This window comes from Herpetosiphon sp. NSE202, from assembly GCF_042688385.1.
GTDB lineage: Bacteria > Chloroflexota > Chloroflexia > Chloroflexales > Herpetosiphonaceae > Herpetosiphon.
Window position 1 is genome coordinate 56605 of sequence record NZ_JBHUPY010000026.1, and the last position, 18904, is coordinate 75508.

Here is an 18904-nt window from a genome sequence, read left to right on the forward strand (position 1 = left end):
AAAGGATTTGTGATGATCAAACGACAGTTTCATGCCCGTGTGGTTGTGATGATAGTGCTCTTCAGTCTGTTGACTGGGGGGTGGTTGCTGCAACCAGCGACTCATGATGCCGCCGCTCAAACGCGCTCGACAATTCAATATAGTTATAATGCTGAGCGCCAACATGTACATTCTGGCAGCATTAGTTTTTTTCGCCAAACAATTTTCAATTCCAGCTCTGCATTAACTGGTGCTTCGCTCTTCGATAGCCCAACTGGCATGGTTTTTGGCCCCGATGGCCGCTTGTATGTCAGCCAATTCAATGGGCGGATTTTTGCAATTACGCTCAATCCAACCACCCATCAAGCAACTGCGGTTCAAGTTATCGAAACTATCTACAATTATCCCAATACCAATGAAGATGGCTCGCCAGCAACTGGGGTTAATGGCCGCCAACTGATTGGGGTTTTGTTTGATCCAGCCTCAACCCCAGCGAACATGATTTTGTATGTTTCGCATAGCGACCCACGCTATGGCTACAACAGCGATACGACTTCGCAGAAAATCAACACCCGTTCGGGCACGATTAGCAAATTGGTTAGCACCAATAATTTTGCTACTTCAACCGACATCATCAAAGGCTTGCCCCGCTCACGCGAAAATCACAGCACCAACAGCATTGTCTGGGGGCCAGATGGCTGGATGTATATTTCGTCGTCGAGCAACACCAACAATGGTGCGCCAAGCGCCCACTTCAGCAATTTGGCCGAATATTATCTCTCGGCGGCAATTTTGCGCGCCAATGTGCGCAGCGCAGGCTTTCCAAGCGCTGGGATTGATGTTAAAAACGTCAATAGCGCCTCGGCCATGACTCCCTTTGCTGGTCAGTTTGAAATTTATGCAACTGGCTATCGCAATGTCTATGATTTTATTTGGCTGAACAATAAGTTGTATGCCAATGTCAACGGCGGTAACGATGGCTATGGCGATACGCCAAGCGCAGCTCAATGTCCTGGTGGGGTTGAAATTAACCCCCGTTATTTGCCCGATACGCTCAAAATTGTGACCCAAGGCTCGTATGGCGGGCATCCCAACCCAGCCCGTGGCGAATGTGTGCTCAATAATGGCAATGCTCAAGGCCTGCCAACGCCACCAAACTACAATCCACCAGCCTTGACCTACGATTTCCGGCCATCAACCAACGGCATCACGGCCTACATTAGCAATGCCTTTGGTGGCGCGTTGCAAGGCAATTTGATTGTGGCAACTTATGGCCAAAATCAAGATGTTAGCCGCGTACAGCTCGATGCAACTGGCAAACCAAGCAGCATCCAGACCTTAGCCAAGTTCAATCAACCGCTCGATGTGGTGACCGATGCTAAGGGCGTGATTTACGTGGCCGAATTTGGCAGCGATGCAATTACCATCCTTGAGCCAGAAGATTTGCCCAATTGTCCGCCGCCGCCGCCATATTCGAGCGCGGTCGATAGCGATAACGATGGCTACTCCGATTTTGATGAAGATCAAAATGGCACCAACTTGTGTAGCCGCGCCAGCGTGCCCAACGATTTCGATGGCGATATGCTCTCCGATTTGATTGATCCTGACGATGATAACGACGGAATTCTTGATGTCAACGACCAGTTGTATTTTGATGCTGCCAACGGCACGAATACCAAATTGCCGGTTGAATTCAATTGGAATCCTGGCGATGCACCATTGGGCAAAGTTGCCAACACGGGCTTTACCGGGGTGCAAATTACCAACGGCGTAACTCGTACTGCCGAAGCCAAAATTGCGGTTGGCGCTGCTGGTGGTTTTACCAACATCATCACTACCGAAGGCACCAATGCTGGTTCGATCAATACCCAAGCTAATGCTTTGCAATTGGGCTTTGATCCCCATCGCAACTTCCGCGTCGAAACCCGAATTACGGAAATGTTCCTTGGGCGCACGCCTGAGGGCAATCAAGCGGCGGGCCTGTTCTTTGGCCCCAACCAAGATAACTACGTGAAGTTGGTGGCGACAGCCAATTTGAATGGCGATGGCACAAGTGGCGACACTGGGTTGCAATTTGCCATGGAAGTTGCAGGCAATCTGCAAATCAACCCAACCAATAATAACCCAAGTATCGTTTTGCCTGGTGCAAGCAATATTGACCTGCGCTTAGACGGAAATCCTGCTGCGCAGACCATAACTGCCTACTATAAAACCACTGGTAACACATGGATATCAATTGGCACGATCAATGTTCCATTGTGGTTCTTCAATACCGGAACCCCAACAGGAATTTTGGCAACCAACCATGGCACACCAAACACGATCTCATTTATTTTCGATTTCTTCCGTTTGAGCTATCGCGATATTGTAGCGCGCATCAACAGCGGCGATCGTGATTGGACGACCAACGACGGCGCTGTTTGGAGTCCTGATACCAACGCCAGCCGCCCATATTCAACTGGTGGTGGCACCTATGTCTTGATTCCAGGGGTTTCGTGCCCGCAAATTTACAATGTGACCCGCGACTTTGATCGTTTGTACTGTTCCGAGCGCAATACAGGCGGTTCGCCGGTGCAATACACAATTCCGGTGAGCAGCACTGGAACGTATGCGGTGCGCTTGCACTTTGCCGAACTCTATTGGGGAACTAATGGGCGGCCAGGGCCGAACCAGCGTAAATTCAATGTCCAAATTGAAGGTACGACCGTGTTGACCAATTTTGATATTTTCAGCGAAACTGGCGCAACCTTCCGGCCAATTACCAAGACCTTCACCACCAATATTAGTGATGGAGCGGTCAATATTAGCCTGCCAAGCGGTCAGCCGGGCAATGTTGATCAAGGCAAAATTTCGGCGATTGAGGTTTGGGGACCAATTCTCAACATTGCCAATGTTACGCCAACGGTCACGCCATCGCCAACGGCAACCAATACGCCATCGCCGACCGTGACCAATACGCCAACCAACACGCCAACCGTGACGGCTAGCAACACACCAACCAATACCAATACGCCGTCGCCAACCGCGACTGGCACGCTAACACCAAGCAATACGCCGACCAATACGCTCACGCCAAGCAATACGCCGACTAACACGCCAACCCAAACGGAAACGCCAAGCGTAACCGTGACCGTTGACCAGCCGACGTATCGGATTTGGCTGCCATACACGCTCAAAAACTAAGCACGATGGCGTGGAGTCGTCACGTGCTGATGGCTCCACGCTCGATTAAACCGATCGTTGCTGCGTCATGACGTGAATTCCTTAAAAATGTTTTTAAAAACATTAAAATAGTACCAAAAAGCATTAAAATTCATGCAAATTTTGGTGAATCAAACCAAAATATGTACTGTAAAGATTGACAAAATTAGTACCATTGTATATAACAATACCGTACTTTTAGTTAATCTCAACTGATATACTGATCGATAACGATGGCCCGTAGCAAACGCACTTTTTTTGATCGATCGTGATTGATTCGATTTTTTGCGCGTTAAGCGTTTAAAATCACAACTCGCTACGGGTCACAAGCTGTTCCAGGAGGGGTCATGACCATGAAGCGGTCTATCGTTCGTTGGTTGCATGGGGTGCTCGCAGCATTCTTGTTTAGCAACCTTTGGCTTGTGGGCGCACCGCCAACTCAGGTGGCGGCGGCGGTTCCGGCGCACAATCGCCAACCACTCACGCCAGTTCAAGCTAAAGCCCTACTAGAGGCTCCACGGGTAACCGACACCTTGCCACTCAATGGCTCGACCTCGGTTAATCGTGATATTTTCATCGCAGCAAACGTCTATATTCCTAATGGTGGGCTTGACCCCCAAACCTTGACAGCAGCGTCTGTCAAATTGATTCGGGTGGTCGATAATTTTGAAATTGTCGCGCGGCTGACCACATCAGCAGCGGGCGATGTGATTATTCTCAATCCCAACGAGTATCTTGATCCATTTACCCAATATCGTTTTCGGGTCAATGTTGGGGTTGCACCCACTAGTTTGCTGCGCGATATTGCTGGCGAACCATTTGAAGCCTATGAATCTGTCTTTACGACTGGCAGTGCTGGTGGCCCTTCGGCAACTGGCAATATTCGCTTTAACAAGGTTGCGACCGGCATTACCATGCCAAACGATGAAGGCTATACCTCATTGGCAATTGGCCCTGATGGCAAGCTCTACGCAGCCACTGTCAAAGGCCAAATTGTGCGTTACACAATTAACGCCGATGGTACCTTGAATACCGCCAACAGTTTGGCCATTCAAACGGTGCGCACCTACACCGGCACCACCCAAGAGCGCATGATCATTGGTTTGGTGTTTGACCCTGCTGCAACCGCAGCCAACCCAATTTTGTGGATCACCCACAGCCCCTATGCGTTGAGCGGCGGCCCCGATTGGAGCGGCAAGCTGACGCGTTTGAGCGGCGCGAATCTGACAACGGCCCAAGATTATTTGATTGGCATGCCACGTTCATCACGTGACCACCTTTCGAATAGCTTGGTGTTTGGCCCCGACGGTGCATTGTATATGACCGTTGGTAGCAACAGCGCCATGGGTTTTGTGGATAATGGCTGGAACTTGCGGCCAGAGCACAAGCTGGGTGCAGCAGTTTTGCGAATCAATCAAAATGGCTTGGGCACGTTACCATTAAATGTGCAAACTGAAGATGGTGGCACCTACGACCCATTTGCCGCTAACGCTCCAGTGACGATTTATGCTTCTGGTGTACGTAACGCCTATGACCTGATTTGGCACTCGAATGGCCAATTGTATACAGCAACCAACGGCTCGGCTGCTGGCGGCAATACGCCAGCTTCGCCTGGTAATTTGTCGAATTATGGCCCGTGTCAAAATCGGCTTGATGTTGGCACAAACGGGGCATATGTTGGGCCTGATGTACCAAAATTATCATCAAGCTCAAGCACCCGGATTCCCGACCAATCAGATTTCCTTTTCCGCGTTACGCAGGGCGGCTACTATGGCCACCCCAATCCCCAACGCTGTGAATGGGTGATGAACGGCGGCAATCCAAGCTCAGCAGTTGATCCCGCTGAAGTTGCGCCAGGTGGCAGCAATGTTGGCTACCCAGTTGGCACCCAACCAGACCGCAATTATCGCGGCTTCTCGTGGGATTTTGGCTTGCACAAATCGCCAAACGGCACGATTGAATACAAATCGAATACCTTCAATGGCGCACTCAAAAACAAATTGATTGTTACCCGGTATAGCGGGAGCAAAGATTTGGTTGTGCTGACGCTTGGTGCAAACAAAGAAATCATTAGCGAGCAAGGTGGCTTGCCTGGGATGAAAGACTTCTCGGGGCCGCTTGACGTAATTGAAAATACTGCCAACGGCAACTTGTATGTTTCCGACTACTTGGCAGAAAAAATCTACCTGCTGACTCCTGATATTCAGCCAGAACCACGGATCGACATCAAGCCAGCGCGGCGCGTGTTCAACTTGGCGCGGCCTAATGGTGGCTCGGTCGATTCATTAACCCAAACCTTTGTGATTAGCAATACTGGTCAAGCCAATTTGAGCGTGACCGGCGTGCAATTGATTGGCCCTGAAGCTAGCTCGTTTGTAATTACCAATGTGCCAAGCTTCCCCCGCACCTTGGCTCCAAGCGCAACGTTGAGCTTGAATGTGGTGATGCGTGCCAATGCATCAACCAGCTTAGGCACCAAGGGCGCAATTATCCAAATCCAAAGCAACGATCCAATCAATCCTAAGATTGACGGTGCTTTGCGGGGCTTGGTGTATGCCAATGGTACTGAACCATCGTTTCAATGGATTATTGATACCTATGAATTCCCGATGAACGTTGGCGATGATGACCCAACGACCACCACGATTCATAGCACCAATGGCACCTCGTTGCTGCTCGGCCAAGAAGTCTATGCAGATTTCTTTACCCGCGCCACAACGTCGGCAATTACCTTGGAGCCATTGGCAGCCTTTGGCCCAAGCGGCCCAGCTGGAACTGCATCAACCTTGGGTTGGTATCCAGTCAAGAGTGCTGGAGCAAATCGCACACCGATCTTCTCGGTGCCAAACACTAGCGCGCAACGCCTGAACCCAGCTATTGCTGGCAACTTGACCTTTGAACCAGGCTACGAGTTCTTTGATTTCTATACCCAATGGCCAGGTGTGGCCAATCGGGTGGTGTACGGTCAAGATAGCTTGAACACGTTTGATGCGGCGAACCCTCACCATATGCGGGTTTATCCACTCAAAACCAGTAACGATTCGACCGTACCGAACACCTATGTAGTGGTGTTTGAAGAAGCAACCACGGGCTTAGAATATCAAGATTTAGTCTTTATTGTGCGCAACGTGCGGCCAGTGCGCTTGCCAAGTTTGAGCACACCAATCCAAGTCAACTTCCAAAGTGCCTCGACCGCTGTGCCTACTGGCTATATGCGCGATTGGGGTCAAGCCTTTGGCAATCGCAATGAAAAAGATCAAGGCGATGGCTCGTTGTACTATGGCTGGGTCAATCCAGATACAATCACCCCAATTGCCCTTGATCCTAATGGTCGGTATCGCTTTGTTGCAAACGTCGATAAACGTTACGATTCGTTTATGCACATGCGGGCCAACGATATTGCGTTTGGCTTCGGTGGGGTCAAAGCACCTGGCTCGTGGGAAATGGCGCTGCCAAACGGCATTTACTCAGTCACCGTGGCAGTGGGCGATCCTCAAGTGCAACAAACGCCAGAAAGCGATCGCCATACGCTCAATGTCGAAGGGGTCAATGTATTTACCAACTTTACCTCGGTAGGGGCAAGTGGCACACCAACACGGCACGCAACCCAAACGGTCGTGGCAACAGTTAATGATAATCGCTTAACCATCGATGCCAATGGTGGGATTAACACGAAGATCAACTTTGTGATTATTACGCCATACGTGGAGCCACCAACTGCTACGCCAACCGAAACGCCAACCAACACTCCAACGTCGACCAACACGCCGACGGTGACGAATACCCCAACCAACACGGCAACTTCGACGGCAACCAACACGGTTACGCCATCGAATACGCCAACCAATACAACGACGGCTGTGCCAACAACACCAGGCACAACCCAACCAACCAATACCTTTACGCCAAGCCCAACCGTTGATAGCCCAACGATTACGCTAACGCCTGGCACGCCAACCGTGACGGTTACACCAACGATTACGCTAACGCCTGGCACGCCAACCGTGACGGTTACACCAACCGTGACTGTGCCACCGGCTACTAATCTGGTCTTTGTTCCGATGGTAATTTTGGGTGGGCCACGCAGCGGATCTGGTGGCGTAACCTTAGGCCTCAAAGGCATGTATCGGCCTGCGATTGAAGGCGCAGTGAGCACCCGTCAAACCAATGACGAAAACTTCACTTCGGCAATCGAAAGCGCTGTGCGCCAGATCAAAACTCTGATGACAGCTCAAGTGATGGCTGCGGCATGTTTCGGCGCGGGCAAACTTGAGGTCGAAAATGTTGAATCGCATAACGTTCCTTATAACGATTGGTTGATGTTCAGCAAGATTCAAAATCCAGCTGCCCGCAGCGGTACCCGCAACTACTTCCGCAATACGGGCGTTGTGCGGGTTCGCAACACTGGCACTGGCCCATTGATTCTGAGCAGCATGACGATTACTGGGGTTTGGACGTTGAGCGGCACCTTGAGCTTGCCAACGATCATCCAGCCAAATACCTTCCGCGATATTCGACTGGATTTCACGCCACCAGTTGACCCACGCACTGATCCACCAGGGATTGCCTATTCTGGCGAGATGTTGTTGCGCACCAACGATGCAACTGAGCCAAACAAAGTTATTCAATTGCGCGGCTGGTGGCAAAAGCAAAACGAAGGCGACGATGAGCCAAACATCCAACAAATTATGGATTTCTTTGGCTACGACGTGAAGATTGTCTATCCACCCCAAACCTGGAGTGGTGATGGAGGCGCATTAACCCAAATTGGCGAGGAAGTTATCTCGCCATATTGGACGCGCTTCGATTCAAGCAAGCCGGTGCGGGTTGTGCAGTTGGCTGGTTTGCACCAGTGCTGTACCACCAGTACGGCTAGCGATATTGCATGGGCTGCCAAAGGTAGCACCACCCTGCAAGAATCCAGCACCCATCATCCATCAGATGGCCAAACCTATATGCCACGTTTGTATGATGGCAGCGATGTATTTGATATTAACATGAACCCAACCGGGGTCTTCCAATTTATCATTTCACAAACTGCTTGGGGCGATCCTCAGTACAATAATCCAGTTGGCAAGCACTATTTGCGGGCTTGGCCATTGCGCGATCGCAACGGGGTCTTGGTGCCCAATAGCTATGTGCTGTCGATGGACTTCAACGGCATCAACTACGACTACAACGATAACGTCTATATCGTCAACAATATTCGGCCTGAGCTGGTTGAGGTTGATGATTCAACCGTTGGCGCAATGCCCGGCACGCCCAGCCTGAATTTGGAATTCAATCAAAATTACCCAAATACCTTGGTCGATAAAAATAATGTTGGTACGGGTTTCGCAACCACCCAGCGCAACAAGAGCGATTACAAAATGATCACTGTTGGTGCTTCGTATAGCCCAACCTTGTTGACCATAAATACCGCTGGTGCTGGTGCACTAACGATTGCTTCAAATACAGGCACGCAGGATGGCACGGCCAACACCCAAGTCAATGCCTTGCAACTGCCATTCAACGCTCAAGCTTCGCGCTTTGCAATTACCACGCGCATCGAAGGCAGCGTGGCGGGCTTCACCAGCGCCAATCGCCAAGCAGGCATTTTCTGGGGCATGGAGCAAGACAATTATCTTAAATTGATGCTTAGCTCAGCCAGCAGCCAACCAGTGGTTGTCTTTACCAACGAGACCAATGGTACAAGCGCTACCGTGGCAACTAGCCCAGCGATTGCTAGCCCTGCCAATGTGCTGGCAACTGAATTGCGCTTGAGCGGCGACCCCAAAACAGGGGTGGCAACCGCAGCCTATCGGCTGATTACGGCAGCGAATCCAAACCCAAGCTTTACGACGCTTGGCCAAGTGACCCTGACCGGTGGCCGCTATCAACGCTTCTTTGATCGCAAGGTCAATGCAGGGATTGTAACCACCCACAAAACCAACACGACCTTTACAACCGTCTTTGATAAATTTGCAATCAGCCTTGACGAACCAACCGCCGCGCGGCCAGTTGTGGCCCGGGTTGATGTTGGCAGCGCCAGCAGCTTCACCGATAGCGCAGGCAACGTCTGGCAAGCTGATACTGGTTTGTTCGAGCCAAGCAATGCAGCTGCTGAAGGCACTGGCACGCCAGCAATCGAAAATACCGTCGATGACACGTTGTATCAGACTTATCGTGGCAATGTCGGCAATGCAACCCGCACGATTACCTATAACTTAACCGTGCCAGCAACCGTGCAAAGCGTTGATGTACGCTTGCACTTCGCCGAACTCTACTGGGGCGCACCTGGTGGCGGCGCTGCTGGCCCAGGCAAGCGAGTGTTCGATGTGCGTGCCGAAGGCGAAACGATTCTCGATAACTTCGATATTACCGCCTCGGTTGGCGCTGCTCGCGCTGCCTTAATTGTGCCAATCGATGGCATTCCAGTCGTCGATGGTCAGTTGCAATTGGCTTTTGATGCAGAAATGGACTTTGCTTCAATCTCAGCAATCGAAGTTTTTGCCAGCACAGTCAATGGCAATGTGCCACCAACCGCCAACGCTGGCGCTGATCAACAAGTTGCGCTCGGTGCGACCGTCAATTTGGCGGGCACAAGCAGCGACTTCGAAAACACGACCGTGACTGGCGCATGGACTCAGCTTGAAGGCCCAGCCGTCACGCTGACGGGCACTGGCAACAACCGCAGTTTCACTGCTCCAGCCAGCGCAACCAGCTTGGTCTTCCGCTTTACTGCAACCGATGCAGGCGGCGCAAGCAGCAGCGATACGGTTACCATCTTGGTTGGCAATAAACCAATCGAGCAAGTTGTGGCGGTGTCCAACGGCCCATCATCACCAAACGATGCAATTACCTTCCAAGCGGTGGTAGCTTGTGGTAGCAACGTCAACTTTGCTTGGAACTTCGGCGATGGCACACCTGTGGTCAACGAAAGCACTGGCAAGGTTCGCCATGCCTTTGCAACCAAGGGCAATTACACGGTAACAGTCACGGCCAGCAATGGCTCAAGCAGCGTTTCAACCTCGTTGCAAGTGCAGGTCTTGCCATTGCTTACCCGCTTCAATGCAGGCGGATTTAGCAGCGTAACTACACCTGATGGCGTGCGCTGGGCGGCTGATAGCTACTCACAAAACGGTAGCACCTCGAACCCAGGCAACTTGGGTGATGTCGCCAACACCGATAACGATGTCTTATACTACGATGATCGCTTTGCCTCGGGCGCTGCAACTGCAACCTTGGATTATGCGATTCCAGTGCCAGTCAGTGGCCAATACACCGTGCGCTTGCACTTCGCCGAAATCTTCTTTGGCGTAACTAGTGGGGTTGCTGGTGGCACGGGCAAGCGGGTCTTCGATGTTAACATTGAAGGCAACCGCGTGCTCAACGATTATGACCCAACGCTGGCGGTTGGCGCGAAAGCTGCCGATACCCGCTTGTTTACGGTCAATGTCACTGATGGAGTCTTGAATCTGCAATTTGCTCCAGAAGCAAGCCGCCCAACCGTGAGCGCAATCGAGGTCTTTGGGGCGCAAAACTTAACCTTTGCCACCCCAACCGCCTTGCCACCGCCAACCAACACCCCAATTGGCACCTTTACGCCAACGCCACAAGGCACGTTCTTCTTGAAGGTCAACTTCCAGCCGAACGATTCTGGTGCTGTGCCAACTGGCTATGTCAAGGATTATGGCCAAGGTTATGGTTTGCGCCAAGATGCTGGCCAAGGCTCAGGTTTGAGCTATGGTTGGATCGATAGCGCTGGCCAACCCAAGAGCTTGATCAGCGATCCACGGCGGCGTAACGTCAATAGCGATACGCGCTTGGATACCTTGATGCACATGCAGTTGACCACTGGCGGCGGCAAGTGGGAAGCAGCAGTTCCAAATGGAATTTACGATGTAACCGTCGCTGTGGGCGATGCCCAAGCTGGTGGGACTGCAATGTCGCACAATGTAACGATTGAAGGCGTTGTGGCAATCAACCAGTTTGTGCCACCAGCTAATGCCGCTAACGGCTCGGCTAGTTTGCATCAAACCAACACTGTCCGCGTGACGGTCAGCGACGGCAAGTTGACGGTTGATCCCATTGGCGGCAGCAATACCAAGATCAACTACTTGGATATTAATTGGTTTGGATCGTTGGCAACCAACACGCCAACCAACACACCAACCGATGTGCCAACCAACACGCCAACCAACACGGCAACGGCCACCGCAACGGAAACGCCAACCAATACGGCGACCGCAACCGTGACCGAAACGCCAACCAACACGCCAACCAATACCGAAACACCAACTCCAAGCAACACGCCAACCAACACGGCGACCTTGGAGCCGGGCATCACGCCAACCAATACCCATACGCCAACGATTACTTCAACGCCAACTGAAACAGCGACCCCAACGGCAACTGTTTCGGTTACGCCAACCGCAACAACTGGCACGGCAACCTATGTGGTCTTCCTGCCATACACTGCTAAGGGCAACTAAGCGCTGAAGGTCTGCATCCGGTGGAGCTAACCGCTCCGCCGGATATTTTTTTGTTTAATCGGCGAGGCCAAAAAGCTGTTGCGGCGGAAAATGGAGATCGACAGTTTGGCCAATGTCGCGTGGCGTTTGGCCTGCTTCACGCACTGTAATCAGCTGTTCGGCTGCTTGCAAGCGATATTCCCAGCGCTCGCCAAGGTAACGCCGCTCAATAATCTGGGCTGGAATGCTGGGCTGGCTGGCAGGATTATTAATCTGAATATGCTCAGGCCGAATTGCTACATGAAGCGTGTTTGGGCCAAAGTTGCGGTTAAATTGACCAAGCTGGCTCTCAAACGTGGTGCCGTGCATGTGCCCCGCAATGATTGCGCCAACCCCCACAAACTGGGCCGCCGCGCGATTTGGTGGCCGCTCAAACAGCTCAATCGATGGCAAATCGGCGACCAAACTGCCATTGATTAACAAGGCTGTGCGTTCGGCCAAAGCCAAGGCTTCGCTCAAATCGTGGGTCACGATAATGGTCGTCATCTGTAATTCACGATGCAGCCGCGCAATCACGCCTTGCAAACTACCCCGAATTTCTGGATCAAGGCTGCTCAATGGTTCGTCGAGCAACAAAACTTTGGGCTGAACTGCCAAAGCCCGCGCCAAGGCGACACGTTGTTGCTGACCACCAGAAAGTTGCTGCGGCTTGCGTTGCTGCATGCCGCTCAATTCAACCAAATCCAGCAATTCGGCCACTTTTTGGGCAATCAATTTTTTGGCTACTTTGCGCGCTTTGAGGCCAAAACCAATATTTTCGGCTACCGAGAGAAACGGAAATAAATAGGGCTGCTGAAAGAGCAATACAATTTCGCGTTGATGGGCTGCAACTGGATTAAGCAAACGCTCAGCCAAGCGAATCTCGCCAGCATCGGGCGCTTCAATGCCCGCCAAGAGCTTGAGAATTGTTGATTTACCTGAGCCAGATGGCCCAAGCAAGGCCAAAAATTCACCTTGATTGAGATTTAAATTTATATTTTGGAGAACTGTCTGCTTTGCATACGATTTAGTTAATTGATCAAGTTGCAAATAGCTCATGGTCGGGGCGTTGCTCCTGTTGCTGGCGAACCCAAATAGCGCGCTACCAAGCCTAGCAAGAGTAATAACGGGGCGATAAAGATTAGGCTCAAGCTGGCGATTAGGCTCTGGTTTCCGCCGCTGGCCGCCGAGAATAACAGCATTGGCAGGGTGATAATCTTACCGCCGCCGATTAACAAACTCAGCACATATTGGCTCCACGAAATTAAAAATGCCAATACGCCTGCAACCACCAAACTTGGCAAGAGCATTGGCACGCTGACCCGCCAAAAAACAAACCACGGGCTAGCGCCCAACACCGCTGCTTGCAGTTCGTAGTTGCGATCGTAGCGCGCAAAACTGCTGCCCAAGGTCAGCACCACATATGGCAAAACCGGAATCAGGTGCACCAACATTACGCCAAAGAGCGTGCCAGCCAAGCCCAACCGCAAAAAGACAATGTTCAAGCCAATGCCCGTGGCAACGCTTGGCACCACCGTTGGCAAAAAAAACAGGCCATAGATCAAGCCACGCCCGCGAAATGCTTGCAGCTCGAGCACCCGCGCCGCCGGATAGCCAAGCACGAGCGCCAGAATGCTCACGCCTGTTGCGATGATCAAACTTTGGCCAAATGCCCGCCGCAACTGTGGATCAGCCAATTGGCGCAGAAATAGCGCACTATCCCAGCGTTCAGGCCAGAGCGCCGGAAAAAACCAGCCTTGGGCAAAGGCGTAGATCAAAAAAACTGCCATTGGCACAAGCAAAATTAGCGCCAAAACCCAAACAATTAAGCGATAGATCATGGCTGCTGCTCCGCCCGCCGCCAACGCCATGCCAGCCCTATCACCACTAGAATGATCAAGCTCATCAGCAGGCTAACGGCCATGCCTTCGGCTCGCGCGTGCAGATCGGGGTTGAGAAACAGCTCCAAGGCCATGGTTGCCAGCATCTCAGGGTAGCGCACGCCAACCAAGGCTGGCACTTCGTAAGCACCAAAAATAAAGCTCAATACCAATAAACTGCCGCCGACCAAGCTGGGAGCCAATAGCGGCCAAAGCACCAACCGTACGCGTTGCCAACGATTAGCACCCAAGCTTTGGGCAACCAAAAGATATTCGCGGCCTTGTTGGCGTAAACGTGCCAAGCCCATCAGCAGCAAAAATGGCACTTCCTTGGTGATATAAGCCAGAATAATTCCGATACCCCAGCGATCACGCACGAGCACCGGAAAATCGCTAGGCTGATCGAGCCAGCCAAACGCAAAGCCGATGCGTGCGAAAATGCCACTTTGGCTGAGCACTAAGAGCAAGGCCATGGCCCAAACGCTGTGCGGAATCGCCAAGTGCAAATTGCTGATGGTGCTCAAACCACGATACTGCTGTTGGCGTTCGGCGATGCTGCTGAGCAAGCCCAAGCAGATTAGCGCCGAGCCAAGCGTTGCTGCAAGGCTAACCCAGAGCGAAAACAGTAACGCCTGCCACCATTGGCTTCCCAATTGTTCGCCTGCCAATACATTGCGATAGGCGGCCAAACTAAGCTGACGTTGGCCTAAAAATGGCAGCCAGCCAAGGCTTTGCGCAATGCCATAGCCAAGGCTGCCGCCAAATAAACCAAGCATAATGATGCTTGCTGGTGCTAAACCCAACCAGCGCCGTAATTTAGCCATGCCGCTTACTTGCGCAATACATTCGCATCCCAACCTTGCTCAATTAAGCTTTGATATTCGGCGGCAATATCGCTGCGCAACGATTTGGCTAAATCGCTGGCTGGGGTTGCAGCATCGCCAAGTTGTTGGGCGGCATTGGTGAGTTTGGCCGCCAACGCAGGATCGCTGACCTTGGTTGGGTCGATGCCATAGCCCAAGCCAAAGCCGTTTTCTGGCAAAATTTGGGCCGCTTGTAATTCAGGGTCGAGAATCAAATTAGCAAGCACTAAGGCCGCAGCGGGATTTGGCGCGGTACTGGGGATTGCTACATAGTTGAAATCGCCGATCATATTATCATCAAACACAAACGCTCGCGCACTGGCGGGCACCAAATTCTCTTTGATTAACGAGCCAGCGCCAGCAATTGCTTGGGTAATTGAAAAATCGACTTCGCCGTTAGCAAATAGGCTGTGCAATTCGTTTTCAGTTTTGGGGTAGGTGCTGCCTTCGCGCCACAAACAGCCTTCAAGTTGATTGAAATATTCCCACAATTTGGGCGACCATTGATCCCATAATTGCTGATTGAACTTGCCGAGCCATTGTTCAGCACCGCCACTGACCTCAAATAAGGCTTGTTTGACGAAGCGCGTGCCTTGAAATGCACCTGGCCCTGGTGCGATGTAGGTCACTTTGCCCGGATTGGCGCAGGCATAATCTTTCAACGCCGCATACGAACGCGGCAGCTCGCTTGCTTGCAGTTTGGCCGAATCGTAAATAAATTGGAATTGTGCCGATGACCATGGGCTTTCGAGGCTTTCGACTGGCTCGCCAAAATCGAGGTTGACCGCCGGATTGGCCCAGTTGACATATTTGCTGTTGGGCAGGCTCTGGCCCCAATCAGCGCGCAGCAAATTAGCTTGTTTCAACGAGGCAAAATTCTCGCCATTGATCCAAATTAAATCGACAGCGCCAGTGGTTTTGCCAGCCTCTTTTTCGCTGAGCAACTGATTAACCACATCCACAGTGTCGGCCATAGGCACGCGATTGAGCGTAATGTTGTAGCGTTCTTTGAGCGCTTTGCCATAAAATTCATCAACAAAGCGATTGATGCTATCCGAGCCTCCCCAAATATACCAATTGACCGTTTGGCCGTTGGCTGCTTGCTCGATGCCAGCCCAATTGTTGAGATCAAGGCTGGTGCTGCTTGGTGCGCTGGTTGGTGTAGCCGCATTGCTGCCACAGCTGGCGATGATTAAGCTCAACAAGCCAATCAGCACTGCCAAATTCCAGATTCGTTTGCGTGTGTGCATACCGCTGTTGTACCCTCTGCTAGGCTGCTTCTTTGGCGGCTTCACGGCGTTTAAGCCAGCGTGAAACCCCAATACTAAGAATAAAAATAACGATCGAGCCAGCAAAGGCCCATGGATTGAACGAAAACTCGGCCTTGGTAAAATCGCCCTCGAATGATGCTCCAAGCAATACAAACGTAAGCGTACCAGGAAAAGAGCCAAGAATTGTGGCGATCAAAAATTGTTTCCAATTAATGCGCAAAATGCCCGCTAGATAATTAACTAAATCGTAGGGCAAAAAGATCAAGCGCATCAACATAATTGTTTCAAAGCTATTGCGCCTTAAGCGCTCGATATAGCCATTGATCACGCCGGTTTGGTTTTGATGTTGCTCTGGCTGGCCGAAAAATCGCCCAATGATATAGGCCACCATGGCCGAACCATTGGCCCCAATCACGGTGTAAATTAAGCCCCAAACACTGCCAAAAACACTGCCGCCAGCAAGCGTCAAAAACGTGGCCGGAAAGAAAATCAATGGGCGCAGCAGATAAATGCCAATATACATTAACATGCCCAAGTCGCTTTTGAGCAGCTCGATCACTTGGCCGACAGCTGCGGCGGGCGAAAGCTGGTTGCGCCATGAATACCAGAAATAGCCGCCAATCAGCAGCAACCAAAACCCTGCGGCGAGCAATTTTTGCCAATGGCGTTGCCAAAACGATCTGGTTGATGGGCTAGTGGTCATGGCGTGGTTCCTCGCGAAGATAACGGCTGGCCCAAATAACCCGCTGGCCAATCGTAATGCCGACCAAGGCTGTCATGCTATGAAACAGCAGGCTTAAATGGCTGGGCAGCACGATAAAGAGACTGAACAGCAGCACTGTTTCTGTGCCCTCGATTAGGCCGCTGGGCATGGCGATGCTGGTCATAGCTGCTTGAGCTTTGGCTCCTTGCTGGCGTTTTTCTAAAATTGCCGCCAAATAGGCCCAAGAAATTGCATTGACATAAAAGCTGGCGATGAGGCCAAGCGCTGCCAAGCCATTGGCTAGGGTTGGCTGGCCTGCCACCAAGCCAATTGGCAGCAAGGCATAGATCAGTACATCGAGCAGAATATCAATATAGCCACCAAGGTCGCTTTGTTGATTGCTGAGCCGTGCCACCGTGCCATCAAGCCCGTCGAGCACCCGATTGAGCAGCCAACAACCAAGGCTGGCCCAATACTGCTGTTGCCAAGCGCAGGCTGCCGCTGCAAAGCCAACGCCAAAGGCAACGAGCGTAATGCTGGTTGGGTGAATATGGCGCAAGCGTTGGGCCAGCGGAGCTAATAAACGCTCTTTTGGCTGGCGTAAAAATTGATCAACCATCGCCGCTAACTCCTCGCTGTACGGGTATATCAGGTTAAATACGGCCTGATTCCCTCACCCCCTGACCCCCTCTCCCGTCTACGGGCGAGGAGGAATCTATCTCGTCGTACTCCCCTCGCCCGCGTTCAGTGGGAGAGGGGCTGGGGGTGAGGGAATCAATCTGTTGCCAATCCAATGAATCAATCTACGCTGTAACTACCGTCGTTATCGTAGCTTAATCATTGCGGCCGAATTCTTAACAGTTTATGACCGTATTGAGGAATAGACCCTGTTCCACACTTGAAACAGGGTCGAGAGGAATAATTAATGTTGGTGCTCGGATTGCCAATTTTCGCGCACGGCGACGACTTGTTCTTGGTTGGCGCGCACATCACTGGTGCGATCGCTCAAGCTGGCGAGCCAAGCTTGGCCTTCGGGAGATGTGTACCACTGCACCGTTTCCAAAAAGCCTTGTTCAAATGAATAACGTGGTTGCCAGCCCAATTCGCGCTTGATTTTGCTCAGATCCATGGCATAGCGACGGTCGTGGCCAGGTCGATCGGCCACAAATTCAACGCTATTTTCAATCGTCAATGAACGATCAAGAAATTCGCTCATAATATCGAGCATAGTTTCGACGAGGTGAAAGTTGGAAAGCTCAGCTTCGCCGCCAATGCCATAGGTTTCGCCAATCCGACCTTTTTTAATCACCAAGGCAATCGCTTCGCAGTGATCTTGCACATGCAACCAATCGCGGATGTTGCGGCCTGGAATGCCATCGGCATCGGTGTAGAGCTTGACTTTTTGGTTGGCCAACAACAAGGCAATCGAGCGTGGAATGAGCTTTTCTGGGGTTTGAAATGGCCCATAGTTATTGGTGCAGTTGGTGATTGTAATTGGGTAGTTGTAGGTGTGAGCAAAGGCACGCACCACATGATCCGAGGCCGCTTTGCTAACTGCATACGGGCTGCTGGGATTATAGGGATAGGTTTCGTGGAATTTTTGCGGGTCGTCGAAGGCCAAATCGCCAAACACTTCATCGGTTGAAACATGATGAAAATGGCCAACTCCAGCCTCGCGTGAAGCCCGAATCAAGCTAGCAGTGCCTTCAATATTCGAGCGATAGAATTGGCGCTCCAATTCAAACTCACCCAACGAGCGATCAACGTGAGTTTCGGCGGCAAAGTGCACCACCAAATTCACCCCCGCCAAGACCTTGAGCATCGTCTGGTAATCGCAAATATCAGCTTGCACAAATTGGCAATTGGCGCGTTCGTGATAGCCCGCCAAATTGCTCAGATGGCCAGCATAGGTCAAGGCATCAATCACCACAACCTCATCAGCAGGGTTGGTATCCATCCAATAGCGCACAAAGTTGGAGCCAATAAAGCCTGCCCCGCCTGTTACTGCAATTCGCATAAAAACCTTGGAACCTTTCTATCGTTGGAATGCCTGAATTGTCGTCAATAATCGCTGCATTGTGGATGATCGCTGGGGAGTTGTCAACTAACGAGGGGCTAGGGATCAGTGGCGAGGGATCAGTGCCTAGTAACCGCGAAGCGCACGAAGGGCCAAGTTTTGGCTATAGGCTGTTGGCTTTGGGCTATCGGAACATTACTTCGTGCAATTCGTGCAATTCGTGGCTAAAAAAGATTCGTGCATCAAGTCTTTAGCGCAGAGGAAAAGAGCATGTTTAAGGATGAATTATGAGGGATGAGGGATGAAAATCAAGAGCCAACAGCCAATAGCTGTAATGGCTCATCAGGGTAACCACCGCCTGATCCCCTCACCCCAACCCCTCTCCCACGTGGCGGGCGAGGGGCTTTAACGCCGTGGTTCTGGCGCAATGCGTGGTTAAAAACGGGTGCTCCCCCTCGCCCGCGTTCTCGTGGGAGAGGGGGCTGGGGGGTGAGGGAA

9 protein-coding genes are annotated in these 18904 nt (G+C 51.6%); 2 read left to right on the plus strand and 7 right to left on the minus strand.

The genetic code is table 11. The features are described from left to right. The first annotated feature begins 12 nt into the window (after nt 1–12). Complete coding sequence (locus ACFMKP_RS23615; protein WP_382296002.1) at nt 13–3162, plus strand: malectin domain-containing carbohydrate-binding protein; 3150 nt, start codon at nt 13–15, stop codon at nt 3160–3162. Between the two features lie 371 nt (nt 3163–3533). Continuing rightward, nucleotides 3534–11654 (plus strand): malectin domain-containing carbohydrate-binding protein, encoded by an 8121-nt coding sequence (locus tag ACFMKP_RS23620; protein ID WP_382296004.1) that lies wholly within the window; start codon nt 3534–3536, stop codon nt 11652–11654. 54 nt (nt 11655–11708) lie between these two features. Here ACFMKP_RS23620 and ACFMKP_RS23625 read toward each other — a convergent pair whose 3' ends face one another. From ACFMKP_RS23625 to rfbB, 7 genes are all read right to left on the minus strand, one after another. Beyond that, nucleotides 11709–12731, minus strand: coding sequence for an ABC transporter ATP-binding protein (locus ACFMKP_RS23625; protein WP_382296007.1), 1023 nt, complete (start codon nt 12729–12731; stop codon nt 11709–11711). Further along, nucleotides 12728–13543: an ABC transporter permease gene (locus ACFMKP_RS23630; RefSeq protein ID WP_382296010.1), complete on the minus strand. Its 816-nt coding sequence runs from the start codon at nt 13541–13543 to the stop codon at nt 12728–12730. The genes ACFMKP_RS23625 and ACFMKP_RS23630 overlap by 4 nt, the downstream gene beginning before the upstream one ends. Continuing rightward, nucleotides 13510–14376, minus strand: a complete 867-nt coding sequence (locus ACFMKP_RS23635; protein WP_382296012.1) for an ABC transporter permease — start codon at nt 14374–14376, stop codon at nt 13510–13512. Before ACFMKP_RS23635 ends, ACFMKP_RS23630 begins: the two co-directional genes overlap by 34 nt. Before the next feature lie 5 nt (nt 14377–14381). Further along, nucleotides 14382–15665, minus strand: a complete 1284-nt coding sequence (locus tag ACFMKP_RS23640) for an ABC transporter substrate-binding protein (RefSeq protein WP_382296014.1) — start codon at nt 15663–15665, stop codon at nt 14382–14384. A gap of 19 nt (nt 15666–15684) precedes the next feature. Beyond that, nucleotides 15685–16389: a TVP38/TMEM64 family protein gene (locus tag ACFMKP_RS23645; protein WP_382296017.1), complete on the minus strand. Its 705-nt coding sequence runs from the start codon at nt 16387–16389 to the stop codon at nt 15685–15687. After that, the gene (locus tag ACFMKP_RS23650; protein WP_382296020.1) at nt 16379–17008 is read right to left on the minus strand and encodes a CDP-alcohol phosphatidyltransferase family protein; all 630 of its coding nucleotides are present in this window, start codon (nt 17006–17008) and stop codon (nt 16379–16381) included. Before ACFMKP_RS23650 ends, ACFMKP_RS23645 begins: the two co-directional genes overlap by 11 nt. A 303-nt stretch (nt 17009–17311) precedes the next feature. Next, complete coding sequence (gene rfbB, locus ACFMKP_RS23655; RefSeq protein ID WP_204756796.1) at nt 17312–18406, minus strand: dTDP-glucose 4,6-dehydratase; 1095 nt, start codon at nt 18404–18406, stop codon at nt 17312–17314. Between the last annotated feature and the right edge of the window lie 498 nt (nt 18407–18904).

What these genes read in the sequence shown, in the direction of transcription:
- ACFMKP_RS23615 (WP_382296002.1), top strand. Translation starts at nt 13, where the DNA reads ATGATCAAACGACAGTTTCATGCCCGTGTGGTTGTGATGATAGTGCTC.
- ACFMKP_RS23620 (WP_382296004.1), top strand. Translation starts at nt 3,534, where the DNA reads ATGAAGCGGTCTATCGTTCGTTGGTTGCATGGGGTGCTCGCAGCATTC.
- ACFMKP_RS23625 (WP_382296007.1), bottom strand. Translation starts at nt 12,731, where the DNA reads ATGAGCTATTTGCAACTTGATCAATTAACTAAATCGTATGCAAAGCAG.
- ACFMKP_RS23630 (WP_382296010.1), bottom strand. Translation starts at nt 13,543, where the DNA reads ATGGCGTTGGCGGCGGGCGGAGCAGCAGCCATGATCTATCGCTTAATT.
- ACFMKP_RS23635 (WP_382296012.1), bottom strand. Translation starts at nt 14,376, where the DNA reads ATGGCTAAATTACGGCGCTGGTTGGGTTTAGCACCAGCAAGCATCATT.
- ACFMKP_RS23640 (WP_382296014.1), bottom strand. Translation starts at nt 15,665, where the DNA reads ATGCACACACGCAAACGAATCTGGAATTTGGCAGTGCTGATTGGCTTG.
- ACFMKP_RS23645 (WP_382296017.1), bottom strand. Translation starts at nt 16,389, where the DNA reads ATGACCACTAGCCCATCAACCAGATCGTTTTGGCAACGCCATTGGCAA.
- ACFMKP_RS23650 (WP_382296020.1), bottom strand. Translation starts at nt 17,008, where the DNA reads ATGGTTGATCAATTTTTACGCCAGCCAAAAGAGCGTTTATTAGCTCCG.
- rfbB (WP_204756796.1), bottom strand. Translation starts at nt 18,406, where the DNA reads ATGCGAATTGCAGTAACAGGCGGGGCAGGCTTTATTGGCTCCAACTTT.